This is a genomic window from Loigolactobacillus backii, from assembly GCF_001663675.1.
GTDB classification, from domain to species: domain Bacteria; phylum Bacillota; class Bacilli; order Lactobacillales; family Lactobacillaceae; genus Loigolactobacillus; species Loigolactobacillus backii.
On sequence record NZ_CP014877.1, the window covers coordinates 24,900 to 42,678 of the forward strand.

Genomic DNA, 17,779 nt, shown 5'->3' on the forward strand with positions numbered 1-17,779 from the left:
TAGCCTCCTAATTTTTTATTTTATTTATCAATGTATTAGGCAGATTGTAAAATTTAAGTTGAACATTTAAGTGGACAGAAAAACCTATCAAGGTCTTTAATGGTGTTACCACACAATCCATTAGAAAGAAGGACCTTGATGAGCACCACTATTGTATCATTCCAGAACCGTGTTGTCATTGAAACGCTTCATAATGAAGGACGTTCCTTGCGATACATCGCTAACTACTTAGACTTTAGTCAGACCACCATCTTTAACGAACTTCACCGACTAAATGGTGAGTACCAGGCTGAGCTAGCGCAAACTGACTTTGAACGAAAGGTTAGTCAACGGGGGCGAAAGTCTTCGCTTACTAAAAACCTTAAACACTTGATCGAGGAAAAGATTCAAGTCCAGAAGTGGTCCCCTGAACAAGTTGCCCATGTGGTGGGGATTGCCTACAAGACGGTCTATAACTGGATTGATCAAGGCTGGCTTGATGTACAGTTGCCCGATTTGCCTGATCATGGAATTCGTCGTCATCGTGCTAAAGAAAAGCGTGGTACGTTCAGTCACGGCCGCTCAATTGAGAAGCGTCCTCATAAAATCGAAACTCGCCAGGAATTCGGCCACTTTGAAGCTGATACCGTACTTTCTGGTAAACGTAAAGGTCAAGCTGTGGCTACTTTTGTGGAGCGTAAAAGTCGCCTGACAATTGTTAAAAGGCTCCATGGTCGCGACAGTCAGTCCATGACTCAAACCGTACTTGAACTAGCTCGTCAACTTCAAGACAAGCTCAAGACGCTTACTGTGGATCATGGTAAAGAGTTCGCTAACTATCAGACAATTGAACGGCGAACTGGTACACAGGTTTATTTTGCCCATGCCTATTCACCGCATGAAAGAGGCAGTAATGAGAACCGTAACCGAGTTTTGCGGCGCTTTATTCCCAAAGGCCAAGCCATTGAAGAACTAAGTGATCACCAATTGGTTCAAATTAATTGGTATTTGAATTCACGGCCACTTAAATGTCTTAATTGGCATACACCAATCGAGATCTTCTTGCTTAATTTACGTCATTAAATTCGTTCAAGTTATTTCTTGCAATCTGCCATAGTTAAAGCATTAGTTAGCAAATTTATTCTGCGCGGTGTGCTGCTTTGGCTGGTTGATTATCTAAGTCCGTCCGTACGACGATGACGTCACAAACTGCTGTCCGTGTGACGTATTCCGTTACAGACCCGATGAATAGCCGTCCAACTGCGTTTAACCCAGTAGCACCAATCATAATCAAATCGGTGTCATTACCCAGAGGAACATCTCCAATGATGGTCTTCGGTGCCCCGTATTCAATGGCGTAATCAATCTTGTCAAGACCATCTGCCTTGGCATCAGCCACGTACTTGTCGAGGGTCTTCTTGGCCGTTTCTGTGACTTGTTCAACCATGCTGGTATCAAGGCTAGAAAAGTTTTGGAAAGCCCGTGTATCAACAACGTGAACGAGATGTAAATCAGCATCGTTACGTTTAGCCACAGCGACTGCTTTCTTGAAAGCTAATTCGGCTTCATAGGAACCATCGACTGGGACTAAAATGTGCTTGTATTGTTGTAACATAATATTCACCTCTCATTATTTTATACTCTTATCATACGTTATTTATCTGCAAATAAAAAGCGATATGGTAAAAAAACTGCGAGAAAGTGTAACCGATTACGCCTTAGGGAACCAGTGGATGTAAGCTGATTCCTGAGACAACTTTTAAGAGAGGGTATAATGAATAAATCGTCTCTCAAAAGGAAGGAATTTTTACATGCCAACTCGTTACGACAAAGAATTCAAACAAAACATTATCAACCTATATAAGCAAGGCGAATCAGCTGCCCAACTGGCCAGAGAATATGGCATTGGCTATTCAACCGTTCATAAGTGGATCCAGGGCCAGGCCAAAACTCAATCCGGTAAATCGCCAGACGAAATCAAAGCGATGGAAAAGCGACTGGCTTCGCTGTCTGAGGAGAACGAAATCCTAAAAAAGACCTGGGCTTCCTTGCGCAGAAGTAACCAATATCTTTGATTACATTCACCAAGAAAGCCATCACCACCAGGTAACCAAGATGTGCCGAATCCTCGGTGTTTCCAGAGCTCAGTATTATCGTTATCGATCCCCCAAACCTTCAAAACGCCGGGCCGAAGATGCGGGCTTGAAACAACGGATTCTGCGGATCTTTGCGGAATTTAAGCAGCGATACGGTGTTATGAAGATCCACCATGAATTGAATCTGGAACTTCAACCACTGCAGCTTCGGTGCAGTCCACGACGGATTTCCCGGCTCATGAAGGAACTGGATATCCACTCCGTTACCGTCAATAAGTGGAAAGCGGCTTCGGCTTCCAAAACCAAGGTTGAACAGCGTCCCAACTTGCTTAAGCAGGATTTCTCGACCACTGGTTTAAATCAAAAATGGACCGCTGATATGACCTATATTCAAACGAAGCGTAATGGCTGGTGTTACTTATCAACCATCATGGACCTGCACTCACGACGGATTATCGGCTATTCGTTCTCAAAAAAGATGGCTACTGATTTAGTCTTAAAGACCCTAGAAAGCGCGGTTAAAAATCGAACCATTACTGGGGACCTGATTATCCATACGGATTTAGGATCACAGTATACCAGCGATGATTACAATCAACGTTTAACTGAGCTACATATCCGCCACTCATACAGCCGTAAGGGTTGTCCGTATGATAATGCGCCAATGGAATCCTTTCACGCTTCCCTCAAAAAGGAATGTGTTTATCCAGTGCCGGTCTTTGAAGATTATGAAACTGCCGCTGCCGTCCTTTTTGAATAGGTGCATGCTTTCTACAATAGGAAGAGCATTCATAGTTCACTGGGCTACCAGACCCCCTTACAAGTTGAAATTGCAACACTTACGAGCCAAATGGCCGCCTGATTTAATGCTTTCCAGGGTTCAAATAAGTTATTAATCGCGATTAATGATTTATTTGAGCTGTGGAAGGTAAACGCGGTTCTGAATGTCTCTTAAAATCTGTCTCAAATATTGACTTCAATCCAAGTTGCCATGATATAATAGGTGGAAAAATAGGAGATTCTAATTATGAAGGACTGGGAATATTCAAATTTCACAAAAGAAGCCTCAATGTTTGGCGGCCCCGCTAAATTTATCGCGACAATAAAAGAAGAAGCAGAAAAAGCAGGTATAGAAAAAGGACTAGTAATCGGTTTATCTGCTGGTGTATTAGTAACTAGTGTTAGTGTAACTGCCTATAAAAAAACAAAATCTCTCCTTGCAAAGCGTAAGCAAGAAAAGAAGTTGGCCAAAGAAGCTGAAGAACAACTAATGCAAGAGTTACACGATATGGATGAGAATCCAGATGACACAATTCAATAATTATCCTGTAAAAATAGACAAATAAAAAACAACCATGTGAATTTAGCCGTTCCCTGGTTGTTTTTTGATAGCTGTGGGCGCTTATTGGACTATAACCTATCACGTATTATACATGGCTTATATTTATTTTACTCAAAGTTCAGAGAGTATGTCACGCTTCTTTTCATCAAATTCAGATCGTGTAATAACACCCTCATCTAACAAGGCCTTTAACTCTCTTAGTTTGTCAGCTGCTGAACTCGTGTCGGCTACAACTGAAGGCTCTTCTTTAGCACTAAAGCTCTCCTTTAGAGAAGGGTATGAATCAATTCGTACATGAACATTAGGGAGGTCTTTCTTAATCCAACTAGCGATAGCAACCATCGTGTACATAAGGTGTTCACTTGTTTTGCCATCTTTGGAGTTGATAATTAGCTTCTCAGCATTGAATACTAGTCGGCCATTTATTAACTTTGAGCTTTTGTAGGATATACTTCCAATTTCAGACAAAGGAATAAACTTATCGCTATTTGTAAATTGATTAGCTAAATTAATACCCATGAAGAGAAGACCGTCCTCCTCAAAGCTAATCACGTACATTTTGTTGATTAAGCTACTAGTAACGGTTCCTATGAGATATTCTAGTTTTTTACTGACCTGAACATAAGCTAGGTAGTCGGTATTTTCAGAGTACCCTAAACTTTTCTTCTTTTCAGCAATATCATTAATTCTTAAAGCACTGCCCATTTTTCAATTCTCCTTTGGTAAGAGCTAATTATACACCTAGTTATTGATAATCCTTAAAACATTTTTTTTTGAACTATACCAATAGGAGTTGACATAATGCTAACTAAACCTTGTTGAGATAAACGCAACTAAAGACGTGGGTGGAATACAAGGAAACGGAAACGATAACCCAAAACAGTAATAATGCTTCTCTAGGTTGCATGTAAAACTAACCTTAATTGCTGTAGGGACAAGGACTTGTTGAGTTTAAAATATCGGCTGAATTACTTATTTGAGCTAATAATAAAAATATATTTGTTGGTTGAATTAAGTAAATCAGAATCTTAAAGAAGCATTGTAGATTTTCTTACAGATAGGGAAAATCTATGAGAGAGCGGAGCGATTCCGCTTGGTTTAAGCCTTCCTTTAAGGTGTTTCGTTGTCTATGTTTATTGTCCGCGATTGTCTGATCGTATCTTTTGTGGGAGCAAACGGTTGTGACTTTTTTAGTTGGATTTGTGTTGGTAAGTGTGGTTAGAAAAATTTTCATTTATTTTTTAAAGCGCTTACTCATATGCTGGTGTTGACTTTTCATAGTTTTTTTCTTTCACCATATATAGTTATTTAAATATTTTCGTTGTATTATTTAAGTTAAGCATGATAAATGCTCCAATTAGCTTATTCTTGAGTTCTAATGACTTTTACTGTTTGATAGGCAATATTGCCTATTGGTAATTAAAATCCCTTAGCGTTCAATTTTTAGCCATTTTAGAGTGATATTTTTGTGGGCGTTTGCTATAATTGAATTGCTATGTGCAAGTGTGGTGCTTAGCCATAGTAAAGGGGGTTCGCTGTGGTGGCAACCTATATTGGAGAGGCGTTAGTGAATTTAACTACCGCCGTTATTGCGGGTTTGATTGTCTATGACTTGACGCACCGCGATAATTGATTGTTTTATGAGCAGTGGTTTCATTACACTGCTTATTTTTTTGTGCAAAAAAAGACCCGCTTTTTAGGCGGGCGCTGGTTTGTGGTCTGGTTAGAACCACGAGTAAGCCATGATGACTTACCTATATTGGATAAGCTTAGTATAACATTGAATACTTAAAAAGTTAATTAATTTAACAAGGGGAGAGTAACAGTTTCTCGCATTATCGGACAGTAAAATGGTTACGCTCAAAATGGCTTTATATCAACTCTATATCTATCTTTGTAACAAGTAACTTTGTAACATATAAAAATATATTATATATAAAGACCTTTGCAGTAGCAGAACACAACTTTATATAAAATCTTTCTTATTTTCACTTTTGTTACGGTTACAACCTCGTTAAACATTGTTATATCAACGTTTATTAATTACCCGTTTTGTCACACTTGAGAGGAGAACCCGTATTTTTGAATGAAGTTGTCCTGTTTTATTAGCTAAATAGTTTTTGCCACCAGTGTTTAGTTTTTTGAGTTTCGGCAGTAGTCAATTGTTGCTGGGTGGTTTCCAGTTTATTTTGTAGATTGGCGGTAAGCTGTTGTTGCTGATCTAGTAATTGTTGTAGTTTTGTTATTTGCTGGTCTTTGATGGCTAACTGTTCTGTGAGTACAGTGTCATTAGTGTTGCGGGTATTATCGGTTTGCTTTTTTTGTTGAATAGTTTTTGAAATAGTTTCTGCAGCGCTATCTGTTAAATAATTAATACCGTTTTTCTTTATGATACTTTTGTCAGGTGGCTTACGGGCGCGATATATGATCGTGTCCTTTTTTACACCTAATTTGTCTGCAAGTTCTTTGTAAGTTAACATATGAATTCAGTCCTATCGTTCGTCTACGATACCACCACTAATAATAATCAGCGGTTTGTCATCTAGCACATCACTCTCAACACTAACAGCTTCATAGGCGGAAACTTCTTTAGCGGTATCGTTGGAAACATACACGGTGGTACTGTCATCATATTGGTTGAGTAACTGTTTGAGGTCGCCAACAGTTAGCTGCGTAACGCGTGGAATATTCATGGAAAACCTCCTAAAAAGTATGAGAATTACTATGTAGTTTACATAAGGCGGCTTATCCCAAGTAAATCCTTCATGCCCTGATAAAACAACGATCCGTTATTTGGCCTTTGTGAAATTTGACGGGAGAGGAGTGGTCTAGATGAAAAATCCCCAAAAAATCAGTAAACTCACTTTGTGAATTTAACCGCCTAAACTCCTAGACCATTGCGCCAATCGTGCCTGACACCAGTCCAAAAAATCCCGTTCTGAAATCGTTGGTGTTCCCGTCAATAACTTTTTTGTGATGGGCTCTTCACCTAAAGCCGTCTCAATTAACCCAACCACTAAATAATCTGTCTGTTTCGTAACCCAATTTTTTGGTTTCGCCCCAAAGACTTTCGCCAAACTAAAAGCTTGATCCCGAGTCATGGTAGTTAGACGTCCGGTAAAAGCAATCTCACAATCTCTTAAATCAAGCATTTTAAATCATCAACTTTCTTGATTCTAATGTTGGTTTTGACTTGACGGGTTATGGTTTTCCATTCAGTTTAGAGGGAGTGACGTTTTGAGCGCAGAATTGTTCCCTGGAAACAGCTATTTGGAATAACTGAACCAGAGTGCAATTCTACGCTAAGGTTTCCCCCTAGTTCGTCGGTCGTTAACGCCCGTCGCTTGTCTGTACAATTGCGGTATTGCTACCACCACTCATTATAAACCTACGTTTTCGGTTTAGCCTACTAAAAAACGCCCTAGCAGGCGTTGACGATACGTATTTATGTTTGTTCGATCACCAACTAATCAGTGGCACCAAGCCGAAGCTTCGTTTTACCACCCGCGCCGTTAATGGTCGCGCTCACCATTCACCACCCAGCCGTACAGATGACCTTGTTGTGGTATAGCCAGACTTATTGAAGTCGCACTGGCAAACGTGTCCCCTTAGATTTAGACCCCAGCTTGTCCCCTAGGGCTTTAAAAATCGCACCGGCCATGATATAATAGTCATTAAACAATGATGACTTTTTTTGTGGCGCTCACCGATGCCCGTCGGTGGGTGTTTTTTTGTATTCACTTACAAGTACAATTGTATTTCTCTCAATAAAAGAAATCAACACTTTTTTAAAAAATGTATACATTTTTACATTAGTACAAATACTAATGTAAAAATTAGTATTTGTATACTCATTCAAAACGCCTCTATTGCAGTCTACATAGAGCTCATGTATACATTTTTACTTTTACACACTTGTATTTGTATACATGTACTAATTTTTGTGCTATGCTTTAAGAGCATTACACTACATATTTATGAGGTGATATTTTGGATAGCAAAGTCATAACATTTTCAAACTTTAAAGGCGGGACTGGCAAGACAACTAATAGTACAATGACTGGTATCGAGTTGGCACGTCGTGGGTATAAAACACTATTAATAGATTTGGATCCTCAAGCTAACGCCACTAATTTATATTTAAAAACTAAAAATAACGTCGGCGGTGAAGTAACTTCTTTTGATGAAACCTTGATGACCGCAATTAAAAACAAAAACCTCAAACCAGCTATCATCAACGTAATCCAAAATTTAGATATTCTTCCATCCTCAGCTGACTTTTCTTTATATCCTAGATATATGGAGAATATAATTTCTGACTACACCGATCGTGTAAAATACTTGTCTACCTTAATAAATCCGTGGAAAGATGACTATGACTACTTGTTGGTAGACGTTCCACCTACAATTAGCCTAATCACAGATACCGCATTATATATGACAGACTACGCGATTGTCGTTCTTCAAACTCAGGAAAGATCGCTTCAGGGTGCCCAGGCATTCATCAAATACATGCAAGATCAAATTATCAATGAATTCCACGCTCCGACATTAGATTTACTAGGAATATTGCCGGTTTTGCTGAAAAATGGTGCCCCTGTCGATAAGAGCACCTTAGCTAAAGCAATTGATATATTTGGTAAAGAAAATATTTTTGACATAACAATTAAAAATATGGAACGCTTAAAACGATATGATGTAACCGGGGTGACATTTAAAGATCAGTTTGATAAAGCAGTTCAAGACGTATACTCCAACGTTACTGATGAAATATTTAGCAGAATGGCTGGTGAATAGGAATGAGCGGATTATTAAACAATCCCAATCTAAAAAAACAACCAAAGACGGACCCACTTGATCGTGGACAAGATATCAAACCCAAAAACACCTTTACTACAGATGATCTTAAAAGTAATAATGGCAAACCATCAAAACCGGGAAAAAGCGTTGCAGATTCTGTTACTTTTTATGCTAACGTTAGAATCAACAACCATATTAAGAACAAAGCGGAAGCTTTATCTGGAATTGGTCTATATAAATCTCAAAAAGATGCCATTGATAACGCATTAGACTATCTCATTGATTCTTTAGACGCTGAAGACAAGCGAAAATTTACTTTTCAATTAGATATTCTGGAGAGTAGAGACGCCCGAACTAGGGGAAAATAATATCGCGCTCTCAGACAACACGTTCAGCTTTTAGACGTATACTTGTCCGTTTAAATTAAGCAGAATGCACACAAAAAAGTCCTCTATTATACGGAATAGAGGGCTTTTCTGAAATCAGTACATACAGGCTTTGCTTAGGAGCGTTGCTTGTGTCCATTTAGGACATACACAATCATAGCACGTATTTGACAACTATATACACGTATGGTAGATTGCAAATTTAATTGCAGGAATGGAAATAATTCCAATTACCCCCGAATTATTCATACGAGGTTTAATATCGGCATACCGCACAATTTTGGACCAATTCTCGTGCTGCTATGGCGTAGTCAAACCAAGATGTACTGTTTTTGCTAAAGGCTACCAAATTATGGGGCTGGATAAATTTTTGATCCTCAATTTTGAGCATACTTGCCCCTTGGCCGAACCGACTTTTTTTGATTTTTTGCACCAGTTTAGCCCCACTGTAGCGCTTGGATTCGAGCTAACAGTTGATAAAACAAATCCTGATAGACGTGGTGGCGGCTTAATTTTAGATAAAGTTGCCGGCCGCTGGTCACCAGCTTACCCGCTACTTTAAACAGCCATAAGCGCAAGGTTGTAACCTGTAATCGCTGATGTTGTACAGGCAACAATTGGCGCATCAAGCTGACTAAATTATAAGCGAGGACACTGAGCATCATGCGGGCATAATTTGGTATAAATTGCGAGCTAGTCATTTTATCCAGGTAAAAGCCAGCCTTGGCTTCCTTGATATAGTTTTCCATTTGACCCCGTTGGTGATAGGCGTGAAATGCATCTTCGGCGACAAAACTCGTTAAATTGGACACGAGGTATTCATGTTGAAATAACAATTCACCAGCTGGTCGAGTTGATTTAATATAGATCTGGCGCGGCTTAGACCATGATCGGGCTTGATAAGACGCGCGATAATAATGGACCTCGGTCTCAGTCCAATTCTGCTCATCACTGATCTGAACAAAACGTTCAGCCAGTTGGTTCAGCCGCCGATTGGCTTTCAGGCGGATCAAGTAAAAAGTGTCGTTGGCTTCACAAGTTTCGTATAATTCTGGAGTCGCAAAGCCACTATCCCCGCGGACCAAGATATCAGCGTTCGGTTTGACTTGATGATAGTGCTGTAGTAGTGGTGTGATAAAGGGGGCAATATCCGTACTGGTATAAACATTACCTGGGCGCAATTGAGCCTTTAAACAGTGGCCCGTTTGCCCGTCAAAAGCGACCAGCGGATGGTAACCCGTGGTACCGTAATGCGCATTAAAGGCCGTTTTTTCCTGATGACCATGAGTATCGGCGTGAGTCGAGTCAATATCGAGGATCAGCTGTTGTTGCTTGGCGCCAGTCCACGCTTGGTCAAGCAATGCTTGATTCAACGTTTGTAATGAGGTGATGGTCTGCTCGTCACAGCGTTGCCAAAAACGGGATAATGACGGTTGTGAGGCCAATTGCGGTTGTGCCAATAGTAATTTAAATGTGGGGTCATTGCGCAAACTGGTGGCAGCTAGATCGGCCGGGTAACCGGCGATCAACTGCAGCACGACCTGTTCTAGTAGACTAACGTTGCTGTAACGAGCGTAATGGCGCTGGTCATCAAAATGGACTAATTGATACGCTAAGGTCGTGAAATTGAGTTGCGCCATTAATTCTTTGACCAACACTAGCCCAGCATCAGTGGAAAGTTCACCACCAGTGTGCGAAATATGTAATTTAGGATTGAAATTAACTCGTTTTCCCGGTAAAGTTGCCATGAGAAGGACCTCTTTCTTTGGGTGGATAGCTGACTTGTGGTGAATCAACTATACCAAATCGGAGGTTCTTTTTCTGCACTAAAAAGGTGAAAAATAAAAAACACAGTACCGCCCATGATACCGGGGTGACACTGTACTTGGAGAACTTATGGTGAATAATTCAGGTTACCCTTGCTTGATTAAAAAATCCTTTAATTACGGAAATTGTATCGATAGATTTCACTTTTTTAAAATTGAAACTGGCTTTAGATTTACTGGTTCTGTTTACTGTTGTGTGTAGGGCTGTACGTGTCATCTGTTTAATTACAATGTTAGATATGGGAGTGATTAAAATTAAACTAGTACCTAAGTCGTGAAAGTTCCAATTCGAGTAATCCCTTAGTCCATCAAGCTTTACAGCCTAAAAATTAACCTTCAACTATTGCTCATGCTCAGCGTGATCAGCGCCGAAGTTTGAATCGATAAGCCATTTAAAAATTGGTCAATCAGTGTCTTGATCTGCGCAGTCATTTTTGCAGGTGATTTAGTCACCTTTAGGTTAGTCAACTCACCTAGTAACTGGCCGATTGCAGTCGCCAGATCAATGATCGGCAGTAAGGTATCCAATTGATAGAAAATATCGCCAATCGTTGGGACGCCTGGTTGGCGCCGCTGTTGCCAAGCCAACAGATCATAGGTCATCATGGTCACAGCCATATGCGCACAAAGCCCGTCATAATCCTGGATCTGAGTCTGATCAAGGCGTAAATATTGTTTGGCGGCCTTAAAATAGTTCTCAATCTGCCAACGGCGACTATAAAGTTGAATGATCGCTGCCGGGGTCAGATTGGTTTTTGTGGTCGCTAACACCAGGTAGTCGTTGGCGCAATGGCGTTTAGCGACAAAAACTAAGCGTAACGGTAACTTTGCGGTAGCGGTCTGAACCACGCAACTATATAAATAGTCGGCTCGTGGTTGACGATGCGACTGACGTAAGTACTGATAGAGCGTTTTGACGGTGTATTGGCGGCCACGATAGCGGTAATAGATCTTCTTGGTCCGTTTAAGCATGCCAATACCGATCAACTTTTGGTCGTTTAACGCCGCAAACATTTTAGGCGAGGTAAACCAACTATCGAATAGCACATATTTAGCTTTGAGCCCATTTGCCTGCGCTTGCTTGATCAGTTCTAGTGCGACCGCTGGCATTAGCCGCATCGCTTGGGCCCGCCGTTGTCCGGCTAAGGTGCGTTGATCTAAAGTTTTAGCTGGTGTGCCCACCCGATTACGTGCTTTCTGTGACGACAAAACTGCCGTCGTGACTGGCAACACGAGCTGGCCGTTACTCCAAGCCAAGGTCAAACCACGGTAACCTTTTAAGTAGCGTTGCCGATCATGATCGAAGGTGTTGGCTAAAAGCTCGGTTTGTTTCGCATTCAGTCGTGAGATCAGGGTGTCATCAATGATCAGCGCACCACTTTTGCGGGCGTCGAGCCACTGTGCTAGGCCAGTAATCACCCGTTGTGCCAATAAACAACTAAGCCGTTGCCAATTGATCCGACCGTCATTCAAGATATTGTAGACCGTGCGTTTGGTACACATGCCTGGTGCTTCTGCTCGGTAAAGTGTCCGCCGCTGGAAAATAACCTTGAGTAACCAAATCAAGATTGCAGTTAGTGAAACGTTAGAATGGCGGTGATCATTGAGCAAGCGGACCAAAGCTGGTAGGTGCGCCAAGGCACAAAATTGGGTAATTATTTTAAAACTTGATTTTTCAATTTTATTTTGCGGTATACTAGCCATAGCACAAGCACTCCTTTGTATCGTGGTTTAGACGACTCAAGTATACTTCAAGGAGCTGCTTGTGTTTAATTTTGGGCTAAAATAACCTAGTGCAATCAGGGTTTAGCTGGGTTTTGAACTTTCACGGTTTAGTTAATAAAAAATACGTCGTTATTCGATGACTGTTGGTACGATCAATTCGAAGCGGTCTGTCAAATAGGTCAATTCAATTGGCAGTTTAACCGCTGGGTCGCCGTCAATACGTGTCGTCACGGCTTGACCAGTTGCACTCGTAATTCGTGCACTGGTTGCCGTTAGCTGTGTAATGGCCTTGGAGTTTTGCAAGTTCCCCGTTAGTGCGAACCAAATATATGGAATTACTTGCCGCCAGCCAATGTTGTTAAGTAGACTAATATGCATTTTTCCTGGAGCAGACGCGCTATAGACGTGCCCACCGACTGATTTGGTCGTTGTAATCAAACAGAACCATGTTTTTAAGGTGTGGCTTCCTTCGTGTTTGAATTGATATCGAATTGGCAGTGACTTATTGTGACCAATATGGCGAATAGCACGGTAAAGATAGCTTAATTTACCGAATCGCTGCTTCTCAGATTGTCGGACTTCATTGGAAATGTCAGCCAAATTACCGAATGTCAGTGAACTCACGACTGCCCGGCGTTGATTACAAACTAGCATGCCGACTGCTTGGGTCGCCGGCTGAGTACAAATTAGTTCGATGGCCGCTTGGGGGTCAGTTGGTAACTGGTAGCGGGTTGCAAAATTATTAACCGTTCCCATGGGAATAACGCCGATACGAATATGTGCTTCAGCTTGGATTAGGGCTGTCATTGCAACGTTCAGTGTGCCATCTCCACCAATAACAATTAGTGCTGACAGTTGAGGAAGTGTTTGCTTAATTAACGCAATTGCCCGGGGGATTCCTGGTGTTGTCAGTAATTGAGACTCAATGCCATGGTTCGATAGCGCTTGCGCGGTTTGATGGGCGACGGTTGCCGCTTGCCCATTACCCGCTTGTCCGTTATAGAAAATGCCGTAAGTTGTTGCCATGACAATCGCCTCTTGATTAAAAAATTAAGTTTATTCATCGCTTATTTAGTAAGCTTTTGATAGTCTCAGTATAGCTTGAACACTAGTTTGACTGGAAATAATATGCATCATTACTGAATTAGTCGGGTCAATGAGCATTTTGATTGCTCAATATAAATATTATAGTTATGATAATTTTAATCACACAATATCGGGATGGAGCGTGTTCACAATGGGATGGAATAGGTGTTGCGATATTAGGACTAACAATAGGTATCGTTGCAAATGCGGTAGGCGCACATGGTCGGCGTCAAACGACAATTAATTTAATCGCAGGCTTATTCGGTGTACTTGGTGGCCAGCTGTCTTTTGGATGGTTCGGGCCAACAGTTGCTGGAATGACGTTGTTGCCAGTCGTGAGCGGGGCGATGATACTTATTGTGATCGGAACCGTTGCTGCCCAGGCGCTTCAGCCGCAGTAATTGTGATTAGGCATAAAAGGATTTGTTGAAGTAGCACTTGTTAGCGCTATCAAAAGATGGAGGTGTCCGTAATGGCTAAAATTAAACGACAGACCCCTGGTTTTTGGGGTAAATTGTCACTATTGATTGCAATTGGGCAATTAGGATTGACTGTGTTTCGAGAAGTGCGGCAGTTCAAACACCGCCGCTAAAAAGGGGATGACAGCATGCATTGGTCATGGGTAATGATTGTTGGCGCGGCGGTTGGTGCTTTTGCAGGTGCTATCATGAGCCCCAGTCAATCGCGGGGTTGGATCGGTCACATTATTGCTGGCGTCCTTGGGGCACTCATTGGTGAAGGTGTGCTGGGGCCGATGGGGCCTGAGTTAGCCGGAATGACCGTGATACCAGCCGCAATCGGTGCAATTGCCGTCGTTCTGATAATGATGTTCGTGGTTCAGTGGGCACGGGTTCGACGGTCAAAACACAATTGAACAGTGCCAATTGACAGCCTGGCTGTTACGCTCGGCATCAAAAAATGTTAAACGGTAGATTGCAAATTTAATCCAGCATAGTTTATTGGCTAGGCCAATATCGTAATGTGACTGCGTGTCGATGCAATTAAGGCAGATTCCAATTTAATCGGATTTTTATAGGCATTATTGATCCCTCGCAATTCACTTGGAATGCTTAATCAATAATCACAAAACATTGGTCTACTTGTTTCATCATATTTGCTATCTCAATCAACCGTTCTCACATTTTCCTTGCTTCGAATTAAGTCAACAATTAGTAAAACTGCTATTCCTAATAAAAAAACTACGGTAAGGAGCACAGTCGTTTGCATTCCAGTTAATAAATGATGCCACTCTAACTTAATCCCCATCGTTTTTTCAAAATGGCTTTGCTGACCATGAAAAGCGGTTTTTAATTTATCTGCCATAAGTATTTGTCGATAAATGGCTGCTACATATGCACCCGGAGTTAATTTGATAAGTAACTGCGCAAAGTTAGGAAGAATACCAATTGGAATATAGGTACCCACTAAAAAGCCAGAGGCCGTGCCAACAATTGTTCCTATAGCGTTCAAGGAATCAAAGCGACTAATAAACTGGATAAACAACATATTAATTACAACTGCTAGTAAAGAGCTAAAAAGAGCAACGCAAATTACAGCTGGTAGCGACTCCCATGGCATGGTCAAGTTATCTGTGATTGAAAAGTATCCTATCATCAGTGCGAACATAACTATTTGCATAATAAAGCCAATCAAAGCGGCACTTAACATATAGCTCATGGTGATTTCAAAATGAGAAAGGTCTGTTAAATAAAAATCTTTAATAACCTTGCGTTCTTTATCTTTTACTAATTGTCCAAGTGAGGTAAGGGTGGTTGTGATGGCAGTCACTGATAAAGTCCCTCCAATCAACCAAAAATCAAGTAATTGGTGAGAACTAGGGACAGTTTTCCAGCTACTTATCATTGACTTTTTTAGAAAGACAATATATAAGAGAAATGAAATCATTGCTCCCAATAATGAAAAGAATACTCCGGGGCGATTGCGGAAATACAACAGTAGATTTCTCCTTGTTAAAGTAATCATATCAACGCATCTTCCTTCCGGTTAATGACAAAAAAGCATCATCCATCGTTCCCTCTTGATAAGTGAACGTTTTAATGAAAATACGAAACTTTAATAATAATGAGAGTGCTTCGTCAGAATTAGCCTTTAAACAAATGGTTTTATCCTGAATTATTCACCATAAGTTCTCCAAGTACAGTGTCACCCCGGTATCATGGGCGGTACTGTGTTTTTTATTTTTCACCTTTTTAGTGCAGAAAAAGAACCTCCGATTTGGTATAGTTGATTCACCACAAGTCAGCTATCCACCCAAAGAAAGAGGTCCTTCTCATGGCAACTTTACCGGGAAAACGAGTTAATTTCAATCCTAAATTACATATTTCGCACACTGGTGGTGAACTTTCCACTGATGCTGGGCTAGTGTTGGTCAAAGAATTAATGGCGCAACTCAATTTCACGACCTTAGCGTATCAATTAGTCCATTTTGATGACCAGCGCCATTACGCTCGTTACAGCAACGTTAGTCTACTAGAACAGGTCGTGCTGCAGTTGATCGCCGGTTACCCGGCCGATCTAGCTGCCACCAGTTTGCGCAATGACCCCACATTTAAATTACTATTGGCACAACCGCAATTGGCCTCACAACCGTCATTATCCCGTTTTTGGCAACGCTGTGACGAGCAGACCATCACCTCATTACAAACGTTGAATCAAGCATTGCTTGACCAAGCGTGGACTGGCGCCAAGCAACAACAGCTGATCCTCGATATTGACTCGACTCACGCCGATACTCATGGTCATCAGGAAAAAACGGCCTTTAATGCGCATTACGGTACCACGGGTTACCATCCGCTGGTCGCTTTTGACGGGCAAACGGGCCACTGTTTAAAGGCTCAATTGCGCCCAGGTAATGTTTATACCAGTACGGATATTGCCCCCTTTATCACACCACTACTACAGCACTATCATCAAGTCAAACCGAACGCTGATATCTTGGTCCGCGGGGATAGTGGCTTTGCGACTCCAGAATTATACGAAACTTGTGAAGCCAACGACACTTTTTACTTGATCCGCCTGAAAGCCAATCGGCGGCTGAACCAACTGGCTGAACGTTTTGTTCAGATCAGTGATGAGCAGAATTGGACTGAGACCGAGGTCCATTATTATCGCGCGTCTTATCAAGCCCGATCATGGTCTAAGCCGCGCCAGATCTATATTAAATCAACTCGACCAGCTGGTGAATTGTTATTTCAACATGAATACCTCGTGTCCAATTTAACGAGTTTTGTCGCCGAAGATGCATTTCACGCCTATCACCAACGGGGTCAAATGGAAAACTATATCAAGGAAGCCAAGGCTGGCTTTTACCTGGATAAAATGACTAGCTCGCAATTTATACCAAATTATGCCCGCATGATGCTCAGTGTCCTCGCTTATAATTTAGTCAGCTTGATGCGCCAATTGTTGCCTGTACAACATCAGCGATTACAGGTTACAACCTTGCGCTTATGGCTGTTTAAAGTAGCGGGTAAGCTGGTGACCAGCGGCCGGCAACTTTATCTAAAATTAAGCCGCCACCACGTCTATCAGGATTTGTTTTATCAACTGTTAGCTCGAATCCAAGCGCTACAGTGGGGCTAAACTGGTGCAAAAAATCAAAAAAAGTCGGTTCGGCCAAGGGGCAAGTATGCTCAAAATTGAGGATCAAAAATTTATCCAGCCCCATAATTTGGTAGCCTTTAGCAAAAACAGTACATCTTGGTTTGACTACGCCATAGCAGCACGAGAATTGGTCCAAAATTGTGCGGTATGCCGATATTAAACCTCGTATGAATAATTCGGGTTTTATGATTAATCTGCGTATGAATTATTTTACTTGGTATCAATGCCATTAATTGATCAGCTTGTTCAGAAACAATCACGAGTTTACTGCTGGAGTTTTGTGTTTTAATTTCATCAGCGGATCCGCTGGCAATTATTTTGCCATGATCAATAATATAAACCTCATCTGCATTGTCTGCTTCTTCAAGATAGTGTGTCGTCAAAATAATGGTTAAATTATTTTGACTTTGCAATGAATGCAACAATTTCCAAATTGCCGAGCGGGTTTGGATATCCAAACCCGTAGTTGGCTCATCCAAAAAAATAATATCAGGTTGATTAAGTAGAGCTCTTGCTATATCAACTCGTCGCCGTTGCCCACCAGAAAGTCGGCCGTATTTTTGATTAATAAATTCAGTTAACCCGATTTTCTGAATCAAAGCATCAATATGATTAGATTTGGCTTCTTTATAAAGTTTATTTCGAATACTCAAATTTTCCATAACTGTCAAATCATTATCTAAAATACTCTGTTGAAATACCATGCTAATCTTTATGTCTGGTTTCATCTTGATCATTCCACTGGTTGGATTTAAGATCTTTGTGAGCATCGATATAGTGGTTGTTTTACCAGCGCCATTGGGTCCTAGTAGAGCAGTTAAGCTTCCTTCTTTGATTGCTAAATCAATATGGTCAACCACCACTTTTGATTGATAAGTTTTAGTAAGTCCCTTTGTTTGAATGATCATTATGTCG

The 17,779-nt window shown here is 41.1% G+C and carries 19 protein-coding genes; 9 read left to right on the forward strand and 10 right to left on the reverse strand.

Going from position 1 to position 17,779, the window contains the following annotated elements; genetic code table 11:
• Positions 1-138: 138 nt before the first annotated feature.
• Positions 139-1,062: an IS30 family transposase gene (locus AYR53_RS12820; protein WP_054712567.1), complete on the forward strand. Its 924-nt coding sequence runs from the start codon at positions 139-141 to the stop codon at positions 1,060-1,062.
• 55 nt (positions 1,063-1,117) lie between these two features.
• On the opposite strand, the gene AYR53_RS12825 is transcribed toward AYR53_RS12820, so the two are convergent.
• A complete protein-coding gene (locus AYR53_RS12825) occupies positions 1,118-1,594 on the reverse strand; it encodes a universal stress protein (RefSeq protein ID WP_068281335.1) in 477 nt (158 codons plus the stop codon).
• Positions 1,595-1,790: 196 nt separating this feature from the next.
• Here AYR53_RS12825 and AYR53_RS12830 point away from each other — a divergent pair, with 196 nt between their 5' ends.
• The 3 genes from AYR53_RS12830 (at position 1,791) to AYR53_RS12840 (ending at position 3,396) form a co-directional block, all read left to right on the forward strand.
• Positions 1,791-2,054: an IS3 family transposase gene (locus AYR53_RS12830; protein ID WP_056986488.1), complete on the forward strand. Its 264-nt coding sequence runs from the start codon at positions 1,791-1,793 to the stop codon at positions 2,052-2,054.
• Positions 2,055-2,094: 40 nt separating this feature from the next.
• Entirely contained in the window at positions 2,095-2,835 is a 741-nt protein-coding gene (locus tag AYR53_RS12835) for an IS3 family transposase (protein ID WP_046872534.1), read from the forward strand.
• Positions 2,836-3,102: 267 nt separating this feature from the next.
• Complete coding sequence (locus AYR53_RS12840) at positions 3,103-3,396, forward strand: hypothetical protein (RefSeq protein ID WP_046872533.1); 294 nt, start codon at positions 3,103-3,105, stop codon at positions 3,394-3,396.
• 132 nt (positions 3,397-3,528) lie between these two features.
• On the opposite strand, the gene AYR53_RS12845 is transcribed toward AYR53_RS12840, so the two are convergent.
• The 4 genes from AYR53_RS12845 to AYR53_RS12860 form a co-directional block, all read right to left on the reverse strand.
• Positions 3,529-4,122 (reverse strand): SHOCT domain-containing protein, encoded by a 594-nt coding sequence (locus AYR53_RS12845; RefSeq protein WP_068281336.1) that lies wholly within the window; start codon positions 4,120-4,122, stop codon positions 3,529-3,531.
• Between the two features lie 1,400 nt (positions 4,123-5,522).
• Positions 5,523-5,897, reverse strand: a complete 375-nt coding sequence (locus AYR53_RS12850) for a DUF536 domain-containing protein (RefSeq protein WP_046872572.1) — start codon at positions 5,895-5,897, stop codon at positions 5,523-5,525.
• Positions 5,898-5,909: 12 nt separating this feature from the next.
• On the reverse strand, positions 5,910-6,110 hold the full coding sequence (locus AYR53_RS12855; RefSeq protein WP_035168888.1) for a hypothetical protein: 201 nt from the start codon (positions 6,108-6,110) through the stop codon (positions 5,910-5,912).
• A 180-nt stretch (positions 6,111-6,290) separates the two neighbouring features.
• Positions 6,291-6,518: a BRCT domain-containing protein gene (locus AYR53_RS12860; protein WP_239693283.1), complete on the reverse strand. Its 228-nt coding sequence runs from the start codon at positions 6,516-6,518 to the stop codon at positions 6,291-6,293.
• A gap of 889 nt (positions 6,519-7,407) precedes the next feature.
• Here AYR53_RS12860 and AYR53_RS12865 point away from each other — a divergent pair.
• Positions 7,408-8,214, forward strand: coding sequence for a ParA family protein (locus AYR53_RS12865; protein WP_010010558.1), 807 nt, complete (start codon positions 7,408-7,410; stop codon positions 8,212-8,214).
• Between the two features lie 2 nt (positions 8,215-8,216).
• Positions 8,217-8,585: a DUF5388 domain-containing protein gene (locus tag AYR53_RS12870; protein ID WP_020090532.1), complete on the forward strand. Its 369-nt coding sequence runs from the start codon at positions 8,217-8,219 to the stop codon at positions 8,583-8,585.
• 455 nt (positions 8,586-9,040) lie between these two features.
• On the opposite strand, the gene AYR53_RS12875 is transcribed toward AYR53_RS12870, so the two are convergent.
• The 3 genes from AYR53_RS12875 to AYR53_RS12885 form a co-directional block, all read right to left on the reverse strand.
• Complete coding sequence (locus AYR53_RS12875) at positions 9,041-10,351, reverse strand: IS1380 family transposase (protein ID WP_068279064.1); 1,311 nt, start codon at positions 10,349-10,351, stop codon at positions 9,041-9,043.
• A gap of 414 nt (positions 10,352-10,765) precedes the next feature.
• Entirely contained in the window at positions 10,766-12,133 is a 1,368-nt protein-coding gene (locus tag AYR53_RS12880) for an IS4 family transposase (protein ID WP_068281320.1), read from the reverse strand.
• A 150-nt stretch (positions 12,134-12,283) separates the two neighbouring features.
• Positions 12,284-13,180 carry a diacylglycerol/lipid kinase family protein gene (locus tag AYR53_RS12885; protein WP_003680378.1) on the reverse strand — a complete coding sequence of 299 codons (897 nt, stop codon included), beginning with the start codon at positions 13,178-13,180 and terminating at the stop codon, positions 12,284-12,286.
• Positions 13,181-13,323: 143 nt separating this feature from the next.
• Here AYR53_RS12885 and AYR53_RS12890 point away from each other — a divergent pair, with 143 nt between their 5' ends.
• Together AYR53_RS12890 and AYR53_RS12895 are read left to right on the forward strand one after the other, a co-directional pair.
• Complete coding sequence (locus AYR53_RS12890) at positions 13,324-13,641, forward strand: hypothetical protein (RefSeq protein ID WP_010014511.1); 318 nt, start codon at positions 13,324-13,326, stop codon at positions 13,639-13,641.
• A 206-nt stretch (positions 13,642-13,847) separates the two neighbouring features.
• Entirely contained in the window at positions 13,848-14,114 is a 267-nt protein-coding gene (locus AYR53_RS12895) for a GlsB/YeaQ/YmgE family stress response membrane protein (protein WP_003680380.1), read from the forward strand.
• 248 nt (positions 14,115-14,362) lie between these two features.
• Here AYR53_RS12895 and AYR53_RS12900 read toward each other — a convergent pair whose 3' ends face one another.
• Positions 14,363-15,223, reverse strand: coding sequence for an ABC transporter permease (locus AYR53_RS12900; protein WP_049144758.1), 861 nt, complete (start codon positions 15,221-15,223; stop codon positions 14,363-14,365).
• Between the two features lie 309 nt (positions 15,224-15,532).
• On the opposite strand from AYR53_RS12900, the gene AYR53_RS12905 reads away from it, so the two are divergent.
• Positions 15,533-16,843, forward strand: a complete 1,311-nt coding sequence (locus AYR53_RS12905; RefSeq protein WP_068279064.1) for an IS1380 family transposase — start codon at positions 15,533-15,535, stop codon at positions 16,841-16,843.
• Positions 16,844-16,941: 98 nt separating this feature from the next.
• Here AYR53_RS12905 and AYR53_RS12910 read toward each other — a convergent pair whose 3' ends face one another.
• The gene (locus AYR53_RS12910; RefSeq protein WP_082920497.1) at positions 16,942-17,772 is read right to left on the reverse strand and encodes an ABC transporter ATP-binding protein; all 831 of its coding nucleotides are present in this window, start codon (positions 17,770-17,772) and stop codon (positions 16,942-16,944) included.
• Positions 17,773-17,779: the final 7 nt, after the last annotated feature.